This window comes from Curtobacterium flaccumfaciens UCD-AKU (genome assembly GCF_000349565.1).
Lineage (GTDB): Bacteria > Actinomycetota > Actinomycetes > Actinomycetales > Microbacteriaceae > Curtobacterium > Curtobacterium poinsettiae.
The window spans coordinates 128,785-144,287 of record NZ_KB714609.1 but is presented as its reverse complement, the minus strand read 5'-3'; the positions used below and the strand labels follow the sequence as shown (position 1 = coordinate 144,287).

The following is a 15,503-nucleotide window of genomic DNA, read 5'->3' as shown; positions in this document are numbered from 1 at the left end:
GAGGGCTGCCCGGTTCGGCTAACCGCTGATGACGGCGGGCAGGTCGACCGCGGTGCGCATCGCCCGGCGGACCCCGGCCTCGTCGGGGAGCAGCTCGTCCTCGTCGCCGGTCAGGAAGAACCGGATCTGCCCGATCGCCTGCTCGGTCAGCATGTCCAGGCCGTTCAGGACCAGCCCCCCGGCCTCGGTCCAACGGCTGGCGACCGCGGTGGGCCACGGTTCGTAGGCGACGTCGAACAGGACGGCGTCGGGTCCCGACGGCCGGACGTCCAAGGCGTCGGCGGCTCCGCCCGGCAGCGTCGACAGGACGAACCCGTGGTGGGTGCCCGTGAGTTCGGTCAACGGGTGGACCTCGAGCGTCACCCCGAGCCGGACGGCCAGGCCGACCAGCGGGTGCGTCTTCGCGGTGTCGCGGACGAACACCCGCACGAGCGAGGCGCCGAGCCGCACGGCAGCGGTCAGGGCACTCGCCGCGGTGGCACCGCCGCCCAGGATCGTGGGCTCACCGGGCAGGTGTCCGAGCGCCTCGACCGGTCGGACGAGGCCCTGCACGTCGGTGTTCGCGCCGGCTCGCACGATCGTGGAGCCCTCGTGGCGGAACGCGACCGTGTTGGCGACCCCGAGCTCATCGACGAGCGGGGTCGTGCGGTCGAGCAGCGGAAGCACCTCGCGCTTGAGCGGCATCGTGAGGCTCAGCCCACGCCATTCAGGACCCAGCCCCGCGACGAACGCGGCGAGCCCGCCGGACGCGACCTCGTGCCTCCCGTACGTGAAGGGCAGGTCGAGCGCATCGTAGGCCGCTGCGTGGAGCGTGGGCGAGAGCGAGTGCGCGATGGGTGAGCCGAGCACCGCGAGGTGCGTGCGGCCTGGTTCGGTGAACGCCACGGTCACCCAGCCTAGCCAGCCGTTTTCTTGAGCACCCCGTTAGGTTAGGCTACCCTTCGTGAACCGTTCCCCCTTGCGTCTCCGACGCGTGCTCGCCGCGGCCGGCGCCGTCGTCGCCGCGTCCCTCGTCCTCGCCGGCTGCGCGTCCGGCTCCGGCTCCTCGACGGACTCGGCGTCCTCGGGGTCGTCCGACGCCGCGTTCCCGGTCTCGATCACGACCGGTCTCGGCACCACCACCATCGAGTCGGCACCGAAGCGCGTCGTCGCACTCGGGTGGGGCGACGCCGAGACCGCTCTCGAACTCGGTGTGCAGCCGGTGGGCGCGAGCGACTGGCTCGCCTTCGGTGGCGACGGTGTCGGCCCGTGGCTCAAGGGTGCGTACGACAAGTCCCCGAAGATCATCCAGACGCTCGAGCCGAGCTACGAGGACATCCTCAAGCTCAACCCCGACCTGATCCTCGACGTGAAGTCCTCGGGTGACAAGGAGCGGTACGACAAGCTGTCCGCGATCGCGCCCACCCTGGCGATCCCGAAGGGCGGCGCGAACTACCTCGCCTCGACCGAGCAGCAGACGACCATGATCGCGAAGGCGCTCGGCAAGGAGTCCGAGGGCAAGAAGCTGCTCTCCGGCCTCGACGACGCCTACGCCGCGGCCCGCAAGGCGCACCCGGACTTCGCGGGCAAGACGGCCGTCGTCGGTGCCTACAGTTCCGAGGGCTTCGGGGCGTACGCCTCCACCGACAGCCGCTCGACCTTCATGCGAAACCTGGGCTTCGAGATCCCGAAGGCCATCGACCAGCAGGCCGGCAAGGAGTTCTCCGTGCACCTGTCCGACGAGAACCTCGACCTGCTCGACGCCGACCTGACGCTGATCCTGCCGATCTACGTGGACGCGTCCGAGGCTTCATCGAACAAGCTGTTCCAGAAGGTGCCGTCGGTCGAGGCCGGGCACGCGATCGTGTTCGACGACAAGGACGTGTCGTCGGCGTTCTCGATGGGCACCACGGCCGCGATCGAGTGGGCGCTCGACAAGCTGCCGGCGGAGTTCGAGAAGAAGCTCGGCTGACCCAGAGCGCTTCTCCACCGCGAAAGCGACAGGGTGCCGCCGATGTTCGGCGGCACCCTGTCGCTTTCGCAGTTCGGGGGGACGGACTAGGCGCCGACGGTGGACCCCAGCAGCGCGAAGAGCAGGGCGATCAGGGGGAGCGTGCCCTGCTTGAACGCGGAGTTGACGTACTTCCGGCCGGAGCCGATCAGGACGACCGCTGCCCCGAGCATGCTCGCGGTGGAGAACACCACGAGCGTCCAGCCGCTCACCGTGTTGCCCGCGAGCACGAGCACGACGCCGAGGATGGCCCCGATCGCCAGGAACAGGTTGTAGAAGCCCTGGTTGAAGGCGAGCGAGCGGGTCGCCACGGCTTCGGTCTCGGAAGCGATGCCGAAGATCCGGCGCGCTTGCGGACTGGTCCAGATGACCGATTCGAGGAAGAAGATGTACACGTGGATGAGGCCCGCGAGGACCGCACAGACACCCGAGATCACCAGCAGGACCGACATGTGCACATTCTCGCAGGCGCGGGCGGGGTTCCGCTGCACGTCCGCCAGTAGGCTCGGACCATGAACGACGAGGTCACCCCGCCCGAGGCCGAACCGAGCGCGGAAACCAGCGCCGTCGCCGAACTCCGCAGCATCCGGCAGAGCATCGACAACATCGACGCCGCCGTGATCCACATGCTCGCGGAACGCTTCAAGTACACGCAGCGCGTGGGACACCTGAAGGCCGACTCGGGCATGCCGGCTGCCGACCCGGACCGCGAACGGACCCAGGTCGCCCGGCTCCGGTCGCTCGCCACCGACTCCCACCTCGACCCCGCCTTCGCCGAGAAGTTCCTCAACTTCATCGTCGCCGAGGTCATCCACCACCACGAGCGCATCGCGGGCCGCGACGAATGAACGTCGGGCTGCCGTCGCTGCTGATCGGGTCGTACACGGCGACCGGCGGCGGGAACGCCACGGGCATCTCGCTGGTCGACGCCGGCCCGGTCGGAACCACTCCGGCGCCCCGGACCGTCGCGGTGCTCGACGACCCCTCGTTCCTGGCCGTCTCGGGTGACCGGGTCTACGCGGTCTCCGAGACGAACGACGGCGCCGTGTCGGCCTTCCGGCTGCAGGGCGGCGCGCTCGAGCACCTGTGGGACGCCCCCGCCGGTGGGGACGCCCCGTGCCACATCCGGGTCGACCCCTCGGGCGCGCTCGTCGTCACGAACTACGTCTCCGGCACCGTCACGGCGATCTCGTTGCTGGCAGCCGAGTCGCACGCGGCCTCGCTGACGGCGAGCGACGGTGTGGTGCTGCACGGTGACGCCGACCAGCGCTCGGTGCCGGCCGACGCGGCCGAGGTCGCCGTGCTGCCCGACGTCACCGGCCCCGACGAGGACCGCCAGGACGGCCCGCACGCGCACCAGTCGATCGCCACCCCGGACGGCACGGTCCTGGTCGCCGACCTGGGCGGCGACGCCCTGCACGAGTTCCGCATCACGGTGTCCGTCGACGGGGTCCCCGACATCGAGGCGGTCCGCGTGCACCACGTGGCACCGGGTGCCGGCCCGCGGCACATGACCTGGATCGACGGCGACCTGCTCGTCGCCGGTGAGCTCGACGGCCGCGTGTACCGGCTGCGTCGCGATGACTCGGGGTCGCTGGTGACGATCGCCGCGGTGCCCGTGTTCGACGGTGCCGTGGGGGAGTCGCTGCTCAGCCACATCGAGGTCGACGACGCCGGCCGTGTCTACGTGGCCGTGCGTGGGCGTGACCTGCTCGTGGTGCTCGACGCGCGTGACGGCGGGCTCTCCGTCATCGGGTCCGTTCCCTGCGGTGGGGTCTGGCCGCGGCACTTCGCGCGGGTGCCCGGGTTCGTGCTGGTCGCGAACCAGATGTCCGACGCGGTGGCCGTGCTGCCGCTCGACGCCGATGGCATGCCCGGCGAAGCCGTCGCGCAGATCCCGGTCGCCACCCCGACCTGCATCGTCCCCGTCTGACGCCGGCGTGTTCGTGCGTGCGTGCCTGCGTGACGCCGGCGTGTTCGTGCGTGCGTGCCTGCGTGACGCCGGCGTGTTCGTGCCTGCGTGACGCCGGCGTGTTCGTGCGTGCGTGCCTGCGTGACGCCGGCGTGTTCGTGTGACGCCCCGAAGTCGTCGAGACGCCCCCGAATTCGGCGGCGTCTCGACGACACTGCGGCGTCGGAGAGACACGACGGCGTCTGGACAACGCCGCAACGCCGCAATGCCGCAGCGGGACGAGACGAGACGGGACGCCGGCGTGTTCGGAGCCCCGCGGGCTAGAAGTCGATCAGGTTCTCGAAGGGGCGACCCTCGGCCAGCGCGGCGACCTGCTTGCGCATGAGCTCGATCGACCTCGGCACGCTCAGGTCCGTGTTGCCCCCGACGTGCGGGGTGAGCACGGTGTTCGGCGTCGTCCACAGTGGGTGTCCGTCGGGCAGGGGTTCCGGGTCGGTGACGTCGAGCGCCGCGAACAGCCGCTCCGACCGCAGCTCGGCGACCAGGGCATCGGTGTCGACGACCTTGCCGCGCGCCACGTTCACCACGAGGGCGCCGTCCGGCAGCGCCGCGAGCAGCTCCGCGTCGACCAGCCGTTCGGTCTCTGCGGTGAGCGGGGCGATGAGCACGAGCACGTCCGTCGTCAGGGCCAGGTCGGGCAGCTCGCCGAACGCGTGCACGTGCCGACCGTCCTGGTCGCGGGCGGTCCGGGCGACCGCGGTCACCTCGGTGCGGAAGGCCTCGAACCGGGTGGCGATCGCGGACCCGATCGCCCCGTAGCCGACGACGGTCACCCGGCGGTCGGCGAGCGATCGGGTCTCGCGGGCGTCCCAGACGCCGTTCGCCCGGTCGACCTGGAACGCCGAGATCTCGCGGAGCGAGGTCAGCGCCAGGCCGACGGCGAGCTCGGCGGTCTCGTCGTCGTGGATGCCGCGACCGTTCGCCAGCTGCGCGTGCCCGGGCACGTGCGGGATCGCGTGCTCGTACCCGGCGCTCGGCAGCTGCAGCAGCTGGAGCTCGGGCAGGTCGTGCACGAACTGCCAGCGGTGCCGCCCCGCGAAGTAGAACGGCAGGAACGTGATCGCGACGTCGTCCGGGCGACCGTACGGCGACTCGACGTCCCAGACGTCCAGCTCGATGCCGTCCGGCACGGGGCCGAACCGGTCGACGAGTTCGGCGAACGGCAGGGTGACGATCGGCATCCGCGGACCGGGCCTAGGCGTCGGTGCGCGGCGAGAAGGCACCGTCGGAGTCGAGCGGCCCGCGGCCGACGTACCCCTCGGTGACGTCCTCGACGATCACGTCGCCGAAGCGGGCCGGCAGCGTCGCGGCGTGGGTGCCGCGCAGCTCGTCGACCGTGGCCTCGAACGCGCCCTGGACCTCGAGCGTGCTCGACGTCGCGTCGGTCACGCCGATGCGCAGCACCGGGAAGCCCCGGCCGGCGCACATGCCCTGGAACCGCACGTCGTCCTCACGCCGGACGGTCACGATGACGCGACCGGTCGACTCGGAGAACAGCGCCGTCGCGGTGTCGATGCCGTCACGGGTCTCGAGCTCGTCGAGGACCACGCGGGCACCGATGCCGAAGCGGAGCACGGACTCGGCGAGCGACTGGCCGAGGCCGCCGTCCGCCAGGTCGTGCGCGCTGGTGAGCAGCTGCTCACCGGACGCCGCGTACAGCAGCTCGGCGAGGGCCTTCTCGCGCTCGAGGTCGACCGCCGGCGGACGCCCGCCCAGGTGGCCGTGCACGGTGCCGGCCCACGCGGAGCCGTCGAGCTCCAGGCTCGTGGTGCCGAGCAGGTAGATGTTGTGGCCGTCGTCCTGCCATCCCGACGGCACGCGCTTGGCGACGTCGTCGATGATGCCGAGCACGCCGACGACGGGCGTCGGGTGGATCGGGGTCGAGCCGGTCTGGTTGTAGAACGACACGTTGCCGCCGGTGACCGGGATGCCGAGCTCCATGCAGCCGTCGGCCAGGCCCTCGACCGCCTCGGAGAACTGCCACATGACCTCGGGGTTCTCGGGGGAGCCGAAGTTCAGGCAGTCGGTGACGGCAGCGGGAACGGCACCGGTGACGGCGACGTTCCGGTACGCCTCGGCGAGGGCCAGACGGGCACCCTGCTTCGGGTCGAGCTGGCAGTAGCGGCCGTTGGCGTCGGTGGCGATCGCGACGCCGAGCCCGGTTTCCTCGTCGACGCGGATCATGCCGCCGTCGTCGGGGAAGGACAGCGCGGTGTTGCCGAGCACGTAGGTGTCGTACTGGTTCGTGACCCAGTTCTTCGACGCCAGGTTCGGCGAACCGAGCAGCTGCAGGAACTGTGCCCTGAGCGCGGGGCCGTCGGCCGGACGGTCGAGCGAGGCGGCCGTGTCGGCCTGCAGCGCGTCGATCCAGGTCGGGTAGGCGACCGGGCGGTCGTAGACCGGGCCGTCGACGGCGACGGTGCGCGGGTCGACGTTCACGATCTCCTGGCCCTGCCAGTCGATGACCAGGCGGCCGGTGCCGGTGACCTCGCCGAGCACGCTGGTCTCGACCTCCCACTTGCCGACGACGCTCAGGAAGTCGTCGAGCTTGTCGGGGCGGACGACGGCCATCATGCGTTCCTGGCTCTCCGACATCAGGATCTCTTCGGCGGTGAGCGTGGGGTCGCGGAGCAGGACGTCGTCGAGCGAGATGTGCATGCCGCCGTCACCGTTGCTCGCGAGCTCCGAGGTGGCGCAGGAGATGCCCGCCGCACCGAGGTCCTGGATGCCCTCGACCAGGTCCTTCTGGAACAGCTCGAGGCAGCACTCGATCAGGACCTTCTCGGCGAAGGGGTCGCCGACCTGCACGGCCGGGCGCTTGGTCGGGCCGCCCTCGGTGAAGGTGTCGGACGCCAGGATCGATGCGCCGCCGATGCCGTCGCCGCCGGTGCGGGCCCCGAACAGGACGACCTTGTTGCCGGCACCGGAGGCGTTCGCCAGGTGCAGGTCCTCGTGGCGCAGGACGCCGACGGCCAGGGCGTTGACCAGCGGGTTGCCCTGGTACACCGGGTCGAAGTAGGTCTCGCCGCCGATGTTCGGCAGGCCGAGGCAGTTGCCGTAGAACGAGATGCCGCCGACGACCCCGTGCACGACGCGTGCGGTGTCCTCGTGGTCGATCGCGCCGAAGCGGAGCTGGTCCATCACGGCGACGGGGCGGGCACCCATCGAGATGATGTCGCGGACGATGCCGCCGACGCCGGTGGCCGCACCCTGGTAGGGCTCGACGTAGGACGGGTGGTTGTGCGACTCGACCTTGAAGGTCACCGCCCAGCCGTTGCCGACGTCGACGACACCGGCGTTCTCGCCCATGCCGACCATCAGGTTCTTGGTCATCTCCGGCGTGACCTTCTTGCCGAACTGCCGCAGGTAGTTCTTCGAGGACTTGTAGGAGCAGTGCTCGCTCCACATCACCGAGTACATCGCCAGCTCGCCCGAGGTGGGGCGGCGGCCGAGGATCTCCTTGATGCGGGCGTACTCGTCCGGCTTCAGGCCCAGCGCGTCGTACGGCTGCTCCTTGTCGGGGGTCGCTGCCGCGTCCTGCACGGTGTCGGGCTTCGGGCGAACGGGTGTCGTCACGGTGTCGTTGTTCCCTGTCACTTGACGAGCGCGTGCTCGATCACGGAGGTGAAGAAGGTCAGGCCGTCGGTGCCCGAGGCCATCGCGGCGGGGGTGTCCGGGCCGAACCCGGCCTCGGTCGCGTGCTCGGGGTGCGGCATCAGGCCGACGACGTTGCCGCGCTCGTTCGAGACGCCGGCGATGTCGTCGATGGAGCCGTTCGGGTTCACGCCGAGGTAGCGGAACACGACCTGGCCGTTGTCCTCGATGCGCTTGATGGTGTCGGCGTCCGCGACGAAGCGGCCGTCGGCGTTCTTCAGCGGGATGGTGATCTCCTGCTGGGCGCTGAAGCCGGAGGTCCAGGCGGTCGCGGTGGTCTCGACGCGGAGCTTCTGGTCGCGACGGATGAACTGCTGGTGTGCGTTGCGGGTGTGTGCCCCGGGGACCAGACGGGCCTCGGCCAGCATCTGGAACCCGTTGCAGATGCCGAGCACGGGCATGCCCTTGCCGGCTGCGTCGATGACCTCGGCCATGATCGGGGCCTTCGCGGCGATCGCGCCGGCACGCAGGTAGTCGCCGTACGAGAACCCGCCGGGCAGCACGATCGCGTCGACACCCTGCAGGTCGTGGTCGCCGTGCCACAGGGCGACGGGGTCGGCGCCGGCGAGACGGACGGCGCGCTGGGCGTCGCGGTCGTCGAGCGAGCCCGGGAACGTGATGACGCCGATGCGCATCCGGGTCACTGGCCTTCCACGGTCACGGACACGACGTCCTCGATGACCGCGTTGGAGAAGACGTCGGCTGCGATGTCGCGGACCTCGGCGAGCTTGGCGTCGTCGACGGGGCCGTCGACGGTCACCTCGAAGCGCTTGCCGATGCGGACGTTGGTCAGGTCGGCCTTGCCGAGGCGGGCCAGGGCGTTGCCCACGGCCTTCCCCTGGGGGTCGAGGATCTCGGCCTTGGGCATGACCTCGACGACGATCGTTGGCACGTGTTCTCTCCAGCACTTCAGGGGTGGGGGGACGCGACCAGTCTACGGGGCGCACGCGACACGCCGGGACGGCCTCGGGCCTCCAGGCGGGCACTTCCTGTGCGGTTGCTCACGTCTGTTCCAACGCGTATATTCCAATTCGAATAGTCAACAACGAACAAGCGGACTGGAGGCACGTGTGCCGTCGCTCACGCCACTCGCGTTCGCCGCGCTCGGGCTCCTGGCCGAGGGTCCGACGCATCCCTACGAGATGTTCCAGACGATGACGCACCGCCGGGACGGCCGGAACGTCAAGGTCCGGCCCGGAACCCTGTACCACCAGGTCGGCCGACTGGTGGAGCTCGGCCTCGCCGAGATCGTGGGGACCGACCGGGCGGGCAACCGTCCGGAACGCACCACCTACGCCATCACGGACGACGGGTGGACGGCCCTGCACGACGGGCTCGTCCGGCTGATCGCCGAACCGGCCGAGGAGTACCCCGTCTTCCACCTGGCCGTCGCCGAGATCGAGAACCTGTCGGTCGACGAGGCCGAGTCCGCGCTGCGGGCGCGGGTCACGGCACTCCGGGCCCAGCGCGACGAGGCGGACGAGATCCTCGGGATCGTCCGGGCGAAGGACCTGCCCGAGCGGTACTGGCTCGACGTGTCGTACGTGCGTGCGATGCTCACGACGCAGATCGAGTGGCTCGCCGCCACGGCCGACCGGATCGCCGCCGGCCACATCTCCTGGGACGCCCACGCCGCGTCCGCAGACACCACCACGAACAGCAAGGAAACCACTCGATGACCACCGTCACGCCTCCGCGGACGACCGAGAAGAAGCCGTGGCCTGCCCTGTGGGCACTCGTCGTCGGGTTCTTCATGATCCTCGTCGACTCGACCATCGTGTCGGTCGCCACCCCCACCATCGCCCAGAAGCTCGACGCGGACATCAACTCCGTGATCTGGGTGACGAGCGCCTACCTGCTCGCCTACGCCGTGCCGCTGCTCATCACCGGCCGGCTCGGTGACCGCTTCGGCCCGAAGGTCATGTACCAGATCGGCCTCGTGGTCTTCACGCTCGCCAGCCTGTGGTGCGGCCTGGCCGGCTCGATCGAGGTGCTGATCGTCGCCCGCGTCGTGCAGGGCCTCGGCGCCGCGATGATGAGCCCGCAGACCATGTCGGTCATCACCCGCATCTTCCCGCCGCAGAACCGCGGTGCGGCGATGGGCCTCTGGGGCGCCGTCGCCGGTGTCGCCTCGCTCGTCGGCCCGATCGTGGGCGGCCTGCTCGTCGACGGCTTCGGCTGGGAGTGGATCTTCTTCGTGAACGTCCCCGTCGGTGTCGTCGCGTTCGTGCTCGCGCAGCGCTTCGTGCCGTCGTTCGAGCGGCACGGGCACCGGTTCGACTACCTCGGCATCTTCCTGTCCGCAGCGGGCCTGTTCCTGCTCGTGTTCGGCATCCAGGAAGGCGAGACCTACGACTGGGGTGTCATCGCCGGTCCGATCTCGGTGTGGTCGCTCATCATCGTCGGTCTCGTGGTGCTCGCCGGCTTCGTGGTCTGGCAGGGCGTGCAGAAGGGCGAGCCGCTGCTGCCGCTCGGTCTGTTCAAGGACCGCAACTTCACGCTGGCCAACGTCGCCATCACGGCCGTCGGTGTCGCGATCGCCTCGTTCGCGCTGCCGATCATGCTGTGGGCGCAGGACGTCCTGCGCTTCTCGCCGACCCAGGCCGCACTGCTCCTCGTGCCGCAGGCCGTGCTGTCCGCCGCGCTCGCGCCGGTCGTCGGCAAGAACCTCAACCGCTGGAACCCGCGCTGGGTCGCCGCGTTCGGGCTCGCCTGCTTCTCGGTCGGCCTGTTCTGGTTCGGTGCCCTGCTGACGAGCGGCGCCGAGTGGGGCTGGGTGCTCCTGCCGAGCGCGCTCCTCGGGCTCGCCAACGCCTGCATGTGGGGGCCGCTGTCCGTCTCGGCGACGCGCAACCTGCCGCCGAAGCTGGCCGGTGCCGGCTCGGGCGTCTACAACACCACGCGGCAGATCGGTGCGGTGCTCGGTTCCGCCGGCATCGCCGCCCTGATGGAGGCCCGGATCACCGCGAACTTCCCGGCGTCGTCCGGTGGGGCCACGGCCGGTGGCGCGGAGCAGCAGGTCGGCGCTCTGCCGGGCTTCCTGCTCGAGCCGTTCTCCACGGCCATGGGTGAGTCGCTCTACCTGCCGGCGATCGTGCTCGTCGTGGCCATCGTCGCGGCGCTGTTCCTGGCGAAGCCGAAGCAGACCGTCGCCTGGCAGCAGACCGGTTCGGTCACCACGCAGCCCGACGCCGAGCCCGCGGGGGCCCCGGCGAAGTAGGGCACGAGCGCTTCGGCGCCCAACGAGTGAGCAGAAGAAGTCGAGTCACCTCCGGGTACTCGACTTCTTCTGCTCACTCGTGTCGGGGACGCACCCCCGCCCGTCAGCTGCGGCGCTGCAGGTGCGCCCGGGTGAGCTCGTCCATCTGTTCGTCGGTCAGAGCATCGACGTCCCGGGCCTCGCGGCGGTCGGTCCGCTGCCACCGGATGAACAGCGCGACGAGCACGGGGATGTCCGCCACCTCGGCGATGAACCACAGCAGGTCGCCCGCCAGGTGCTGGTCCTGCAGCGGGGACGGGTACCAGGCCCGTCCGACCACGGGCACGAGGGACCCGTCGAGCACGTGGTTCGTGATCCGCAGCACGATGCCCGGCACCGCGTCGACGACGAGCTCGACGAACGCCAGCAGGAACTCGGCCGTGGCGAACGTCGACGAGACGAGCACACCGACCTCGGACAGCGGCGCGAGCAGGCCGAACCCGAGCGCCGGCACGGTCACGGTGATGACGGCGGCCCAGACGGGGGACTCCCGGATCACGCTCGAGAACGGGGTGAGCAGGACGGCGAACAGCGCCAGCGCGACCAGCGGGGCGACGATCGCGTTGCCGAGCAGACGCACCGGACGTGACCCCATGACGGCGTCGGCGGCCTGCGCCAGGCGAGCCGGGCCTCCGATCCGGAGCAGTGCGACGGGCGCACCGAGCGCGGCGAAGGTGGGGACCGCGAAGAACAGCAGGGCGGCGCGCAGGACGAACGCCCAGCGCAACCGCTCGTCGTCGACGCCGACGATGCCGAACTGCAGGACGCCGAACAGCACGAGCGCCGTGACGAAGGCGAGCGTGCGCCACCACGGCCACCGGGCACCTCGTCGGACCGCTCCGACGACCCAGCGGCCGTAGGCGAGCGCGGCGACGACGAGGAGCACCGCCGCCAGGGGGTCGAACCGCCAGGTGCTCCAGAACTCGGGTGTCGACGGCGTGGGGAGCCTCCTGGGGATCAGGCGGACTCGTCCGTCGTTCCGCCGGAGCCATCCTCCGTCCGCCCGGGGTGCGCCGGGGGTCCGGCGTGCCCCCGGGACGGTGAGAACCGGTTCAGATCCGGGCGACCCCGCGTGCCGGGACGGTCCGCGACAGCAGCCAGACGCCCACCGGAACGGCCACGGCTCCGACGAGCGCGACACCGAACGACAGGTGCAGCTGCATCACGAGGAACGCCGGGCCGATGGTGCAGAGGGCCGCGACGGCGACGACCGGCCAGGCCGGACGGTCCGCCGACGGCAGCAGGCGGGGGAGCGGCCGGTCGAACCAGCGCAGGGCACGTGCCACCCCGAGGGCGACGGCGAGCACCACGACCAGCGCGACGATCCGGGACGCCCACCACGGGCCGGAGCCCGGCGCCGGGAACGGCACCCCGACGAGCAGGGCGATGCCGTTCAGCGCGATGAACAGCGGCAGGTGCCACAGGTAGATCGTCATGCCGTCGCGGCCGAGCACGAACACGGCCCCGAGCGCGGCACGGGTGCGCATCAGCCGGGTGAGCGGCGCGTGCACGAGCTGGACCAGGCACGCCTGCGCGATCGCCAGGAACGCCAGCGGCAGCATCGGCGGGTTCAGGTCCTGCAGCATGTCCGGCGCCCACAGCCCGACCGAGGTCATCGGCACGAGCACGGCGTAGGCGGCGACCGCGATGGCCAGCAGGAGCACCTTCGACCGGCGCGCGAACCACCCGTCGGCCCAGAGGAACCCGAGCTGCTGCGCGAAGAGCCACACCGGTCCCAGGTTGAGCAGCCCGACCTCGGCGACCCCGGTGGCCAGGCGGACGGCGTCGACCACCGCGGCGAGCACGAGCAGCACGGCGAGGGTGGCCCAGGGTGCTCGCTCGTGCAGGCGCATCATCACGGGGACGCAGCACTGGGTGATGCCGTAGGCGGCCAGGAACCAGAGCGGCGACCCGATGCCGAACGCGACCTCGGCCAGCAGCTCCGGCGGCGTGCCCGCGGCCGTCGCGACCCCGAGCCCGAGCGCGAGGAACACGAAGAGCGGCACCGCGGGCCGGAACAGCCGCACCAGGCGGGTGGCCAGGTAGTCGCGGGCGGGGCTCGGCGCACCACGGGCGACGGTGCTGCGCCAGCCGACGGCGCTCGCGAACCCGCCGACCACGAAGAACAGCGGCATCACCTGCCCGACCCAGGTGGCGGCGACGTACCAGGGGAGTTCCTGCAGCGGGCTCGTCACCCGCACCCCCTGGGCATCGGCGGCGACGCCGACCATCGTGACGTGCACGATGACGACGAGGACGACGCAGGCCGTCCGGATGAGGTCGACGACCAGGTCCCGCTTCGCGATGATCCCCCGGACGTCCGCACTGCTGTTCGCCTGTTCAGGCAGACCTTGGCTCGTGGACATGTCCGGACGTTAGCGTGCGGAACGGTCGGTCCAGTGTCGTTCCAGCTGATCGCGACCGGATCGTGACACTTCGTATTCCGGTAGCGGCATGCGTCACCTCGCTGGCCAGCAGCAACAGCTCGTGTACAGTGGACGTGTTGTCTTGATTCCTGCAAAAGAAAGGCTCAGCATGGATGCCGACGCCGATCTGCTCCGCACGTCGGGGCTCCGGGTCACGACCCCGCGCCTCGCCGTGCTCCGCGCGACGGACTCGATGCCGCACGCCACCGCGGACGACATCGTCGTCGCGCTCGCCGCCGAGCTGCCGACCACCAGTCACCAGGCCGTCTACGGGGTGTTGAACGCCCTGACCGGCGTCGGGCTCGTCCGCCGCATCGAACCGGCAGGCAGCCCCGCGCGCTACGAGCGCCGGACCGGTGACAACCACCACCACATCGTCTGCACGCTGTGCGGCGCGATCGAGGACGTCGACTGCGCGGTCGGCCACTCGCCCTGCCTGACACCGTCCGAGACCCACGGCTTCGCGGTCACCACCGCCGAGGTCACCTACTGGGGCATCTGCGACCGCTGCGCAGCGGCAGAGCGCGACGACGCAGACGCCCCCACGCCCGCCTGACGGCGACCGCCCCACCGCACCGGCGCCACGACGCGCCGGACCCCGAGCCACCCGAGCACCCCTGACCGAACCAAGTCCCACCCCAGGAGGAACCGTGTCCGACCAGAACACGCCGACCGGCACCCCGACCACCACGACCAACAGCGGCGCACCCGTCTCGAGCGACGAGCACTCGATGGGCGTCGGGGCCGACGGCCCCCTCGCGCTGCACGACCACTACCTGGTCGAGAAGCTCGCCCAGTTCAACCGTGAGCGCATCCCGGAGCGTGTCGTGCACGCCAAGGGCGGCGGCGCCTTCGGCACCTTCACCGTCACGCAGGACGTCTCGCGCTTCACCCGTGCCGCGTTCCTGCAGCCCGGGCAGACCACCGAGATGCTCGCCCGGTTCTCGAGCGTCGCCGGTGAGCAGGGCTCGCCCGACACCTGGCGCGACCCCCGCGGCTTCGCGCTGAAGTTCTACACGTCCGAGGGCAACTACGACCTCGTCGGCAACAACACCCCGGTGTTCTTCATCCGCGACGGCATCAAGTTCCCGGACTTCATCCGTTCGCAGAAGCGTCTGCCCGGCTCGCACCTGCGCGACCACGACATGCAGTGGGACTTCTGGACCCTGTCGCCCGAGTCGGCGCACCAGGTCACGTGGCTGATGGGCGACCGCGGTCTGCCGGCGAGCTGGCGTGAGATGGACGGCTTCGGCTCGCACACCTACCAGTGGATCAACGCCGACGGCGAGCGCTTCTGGGTGAAGTACCACTTCATCACCGAGCAGGGCCACAAGACCCTGACGCAGGATGACGCCGACCGCATCGCCGGTGAGGACGCGGACTTCCACATCCGTGACCTGCACGCCGCGATCGAGCGTCAGGACTTCCCGCGCTGGACCCTCAAGGTGCAGGTCATGCCGTACGAGGACGCCGCGACCTACCGCTTCAACCCGTTCGACCTGACGAAGGTGTGGCCGCACGCGGACTACCCGCTCATCGAGGTCGGCACGATGGAGCTCAACCGCAACCCGGAGAACTACTTCGCGCAGATCGAGCAGGCGACCTTCGCCCCCTCGAACTTCGTGCCCGGCATCGCGGCGAGCCCCGACAAGATGCTCCTCGCGCGCATCTTCAGCTACGCGGACGCCCACCGCTACCGCGTCGGCACGAACCACGCCCAGCTGCCCGTGAACGCCCCGAAGAACGAGGTCCACTCGTACTCGAAGGACGGCGGCATGCGCTTCGACTTCCAGAAGTCCGAGGTGCCGGTGTACGCGCCGAACTCACTCGGTGGTGCGCACGCCGACCCGACCGCGACCGACGACGCCCCGGGCTGGGAGTCCGACGGCGCGCTGCAGCGTTCCGCCGCGACCCTGCACCCGGAGGACGACGACTTCGGTCAGGCAGGCACGCTCGTCCGCGAGGTCCTGGACGACGCCGCCCGTGAGCGCCTGGTCGGCAACATCGCCGGTCACGTCTCGAAGGTGACGCGCGACGACCTGCGCGAGCGCGTGTTCGCCTACTGGACGAACGTCGACGCCGACCTGGGTGCGCGCGTGCGCGCCGCGGTCGCGCCGAGCGCGCCCGGCTCGAACGAGAACCCCGAGAAGGTCGCGGTCGAGGCGTAAGCCCAGGCCGCAACGAGCGGACGGGAGGCCCGGT

Annotated in this window: 15 protein-coding genes; 7 read left to right on the top strand and 8 right to left on the bottom strand. The window is 70.7% G+C overall.

Going from position 1 to position 15,503, the window contains the following annotated elements:
- Positions 1 to 18 precede the first annotated feature (18 nt).
- Positions 19 to 885: a shikimate dehydrogenase family protein gene (locus tag H489_RS24250; RefSeq protein WP_031259323.1), complete on the bottom strand. Its 867-nt coding sequence runs from the start codon at positions 883 to 885 to the stop codon at positions 19 to 21.
- 58 nt (positions 886 to 943) lie between these two features.
- Here H489_RS24250 and H489_RS24245 point away from each other — a divergent pair, with 58 nt between their 5' ends.
- Positions 944 to 1,951 (top strand): iron-siderophore ABC transporter substrate-binding protein, encoded by a 1,008-nt coding sequence (locus H489_RS24245; protein ID WP_031259322.1) that lies wholly within the window; start codon positions 944 to 946, stop codon positions 1,949 to 1,951.
- 86 nt (positions 1,952 to 2,037) lie between these two features.
- Here the strand turns inward: H489_RS24245 and H489_RS24240 are convergent, their stop codons facing one another.
- The gene (locus H489_RS24240; protein ID WP_017886278.1) at positions 2,038 to 2,442 is read right to left on the bottom strand and encodes a DUF1304 domain-containing protein; all 405 of its coding nucleotides are present in this window, start codon (positions 2,440 to 2,442) and stop codon (positions 2,038 to 2,040) included.
- 60 nt (positions 2,443 to 2,502) lie between these two features.
- On the opposite strand from H489_RS24240, the gene H489_RS24235 reads away from it, so the two are divergent.
- Together H489_RS24235 and H489_RS24230 are read left to right on the top strand one after the other, a co-directional pair.
- Complete coding sequence (locus H489_RS24235; RefSeq protein WP_017886277.1) at positions 2,503 to 2,838, top strand: chorismate mutase; 336 nt, start codon at positions 2,503 to 2,505, stop codon at positions 2,836 to 2,838.
- Positions 2,835 to 3,923 (top strand): lactonase family protein, encoded by a 1,089-nt coding sequence (locus H489_RS24230; RefSeq protein WP_017886276.1) that lies wholly within the window; start codon positions 2,835 to 2,837, stop codon positions 3,921 to 3,923. Before H489_RS24235 ends, H489_RS24230 begins: the two co-directional genes overlap by 4 nt.
- A 299-nt stretch (positions 3,924 to 4,222) precedes the next feature.
- Here the strand turns inward: H489_RS24230 and H489_RS24225 are convergent, their stop codons facing one another.
- From H489_RS24225 to purS, 4 genes are read right to left on the bottom strand one after another with little or no spacing between them, the layout of a single operon-like run.
- The gene (locus H489_RS24225) at positions 4,223 to 5,143 is read right to left on the bottom strand and encodes a 2-hydroxyacid dehydrogenase (protein ID WP_017886275.1); all 921 of its coding nucleotides are present in this window, start codon (positions 5,141 to 5,143) and stop codon (positions 4,223 to 4,225) included.
- Positions 5,144 to 5,156: 13 nt separating this feature from the next.
- Positions 5,157 to 7,538 carry a phosphoribosylformylglycinamidine synthase subunit PurL gene (gene purL, locus H489_RS24220; protein WP_081612230.1) on the bottom strand — a complete coding sequence of 794 codons (2,382 nt, stop codon included), beginning with the start codon at positions 7,536 to 7,538 and terminating at the stop codon, positions 5,157 to 5,159.
- A 17-nt stretch (positions 7,539 to 7,555) separates the two neighbouring features.
- A complete protein-coding gene (gene purQ / locus H489_RS24215; RefSeq protein WP_031259320.1) occupies positions 7,556 to 8,251 on the bottom strand; it encodes a phosphoribosylformylglycinamidine synthase subunit PurQ in 696 nt (231 codons plus the stop codon).
- Positions 8,252 to 8,256: 5 nt separating this feature from the next.
- Positions 8,257 to 8,508 carry a phosphoribosylformylglycinamidine synthase subunit PurS gene (purS, locus tag H489_RS24210; protein WP_017886272.1) on the bottom strand — a complete coding sequence of 84 codons (252 nt, stop codon included), beginning with the start codon at positions 8,506 to 8,508 and terminating at the stop codon, positions 8,257 to 8,259.
- A gap of 178 nt (positions 8,509 to 8,686) precedes the next feature.
- Between purS and H489_RS24205 the strand changes: the two genes are divergently transcribed.
- Both H489_RS24205 and H489_RS24200 read left to right on the top strand, forming a co-directional pair.
- On the top strand, positions 8,687 to 9,295 hold the full coding sequence (locus H489_RS24205) for a PadR family transcriptional regulator (RefSeq protein ID WP_017886271.1): 609 nt from the start codon (positions 8,687 to 8,689) through the stop codon (positions 9,293 to 9,295).
- Entirely contained in the window at positions 9,292 to 10,836 is a 1,545-nt protein-coding gene (locus H489_RS24200) for a DHA2 family efflux MFS transporter permease subunit (RefSeq protein ID WP_017886270.1), read from the top strand. The genes H489_RS24205 and H489_RS24200 overlap by 4 nt, the downstream gene beginning before the upstream one ends.
- 103 nt (positions 10,837 to 10,939) lie before the next feature.
- On the opposite strand, the gene H489_RS24195 is transcribed toward H489_RS24200, so the two are convergent.
- Positions 10,940 to 11,761 (bottom strand): cytochrome c oxidase assembly protein, encoded by an 822-nt coding sequence (locus H489_RS24195; RefSeq protein ID WP_017886269.1) that lies wholly within the window; start codon positions 11,759 to 11,761, stop codon positions 10,940 to 10,942.
- Positions 11,762 to 11,927: 166 nt separating this feature from the next.
- Complete coding sequence (locus H489_RS24190) at positions 11,928 to 13,241, bottom strand: acyltransferase family protein (RefSeq protein ID WP_017886268.1); 1,314 nt, start codon at positions 13,239 to 13,241, stop codon at positions 11,928 to 11,930.
- A gap of 169 nt (positions 13,242 to 13,410) precedes the next feature.
- On the opposite strand from H489_RS24190, the gene H489_RS24185 reads away from it, so the two are divergent.
- On the top strand, positions 13,411 to 13,857 hold the full coding sequence (locus tag H489_RS24185) for a Fur family transcriptional regulator (protein WP_017886267.1): 447 nt from the start codon (positions 13,411 to 13,413) through the stop codon (positions 13,855 to 13,857).
- A 94-nt stretch (positions 13,858 to 13,951) separates the two neighbouring features.
- Complete coding sequence (locus tag H489_RS24180; protein ID WP_017886266.1) at positions 13,952 to 15,469, top strand: catalase; 1,518 nt, start codon at positions 13,952 to 13,954, stop codon at positions 15,467 to 15,469.
- The last annotated feature ends 34 nt before the right edge of the window (positions 15,470 to 15,503 follow it).

Excerpts from the sequence above, each read along its gene's own strand:
- purQ (WP_031259320.1), bottom strand. The coding sequence starts at position 8,251 with ATGCGCATCGGCGTCATCACGTTCCCGGGCTCGCTCGACGACCGCGAC.
- H489_RS24225 (WP_017886275.1), bottom strand. The coding sequence starts at position 5,143 with ATGCCGATCGTCACCCTGCCGTTCGCCGAACTCGTCGACCGGTTCGGC.
- H489_RS24185 (WP_017886267.1), top strand. The coding sequence starts at position 13,411 with ATGGATGCCGACGCCGATCTGCTCCGCACGTCGGGGCTCCGGGTCACG.
- H489_RS24200 (WP_017886270.1), top strand. The coding sequence starts at position 9,292 with ATGACCACCGTCACGCCTCCGCGGACGACCGAGAAGAAGCCGTGGCCT.
- H489_RS24230 (WP_017886276.1), top strand. The coding sequence starts at position 2,835 with ATGAACGTCGGGCTGCCGTCGCTGCTGATCGGGTCGTACACGGCGACC.
- H489_RS24235 (WP_017886277.1), top strand. The coding sequence starts at position 2,503 with ATGAACGACGAGGTCACCCCGCCCGAGGCCGAACCGAGCGCGGAAACC.
- H489_RS24190 (WP_017886268.1), bottom strand. The coding sequence starts at position 13,241 with ATGTCCACGAGCCAAGGTCTGCCTGAACAGGCGAACAGCAGTGCGGAC.
- H489_RS24240 (WP_017886278.1), bottom strand. The coding sequence starts at position 2,442 with ATGTCGGTCCTGCTGGTGATCTCGGGTGTCTGTGCGGTCCTCGCGGGC.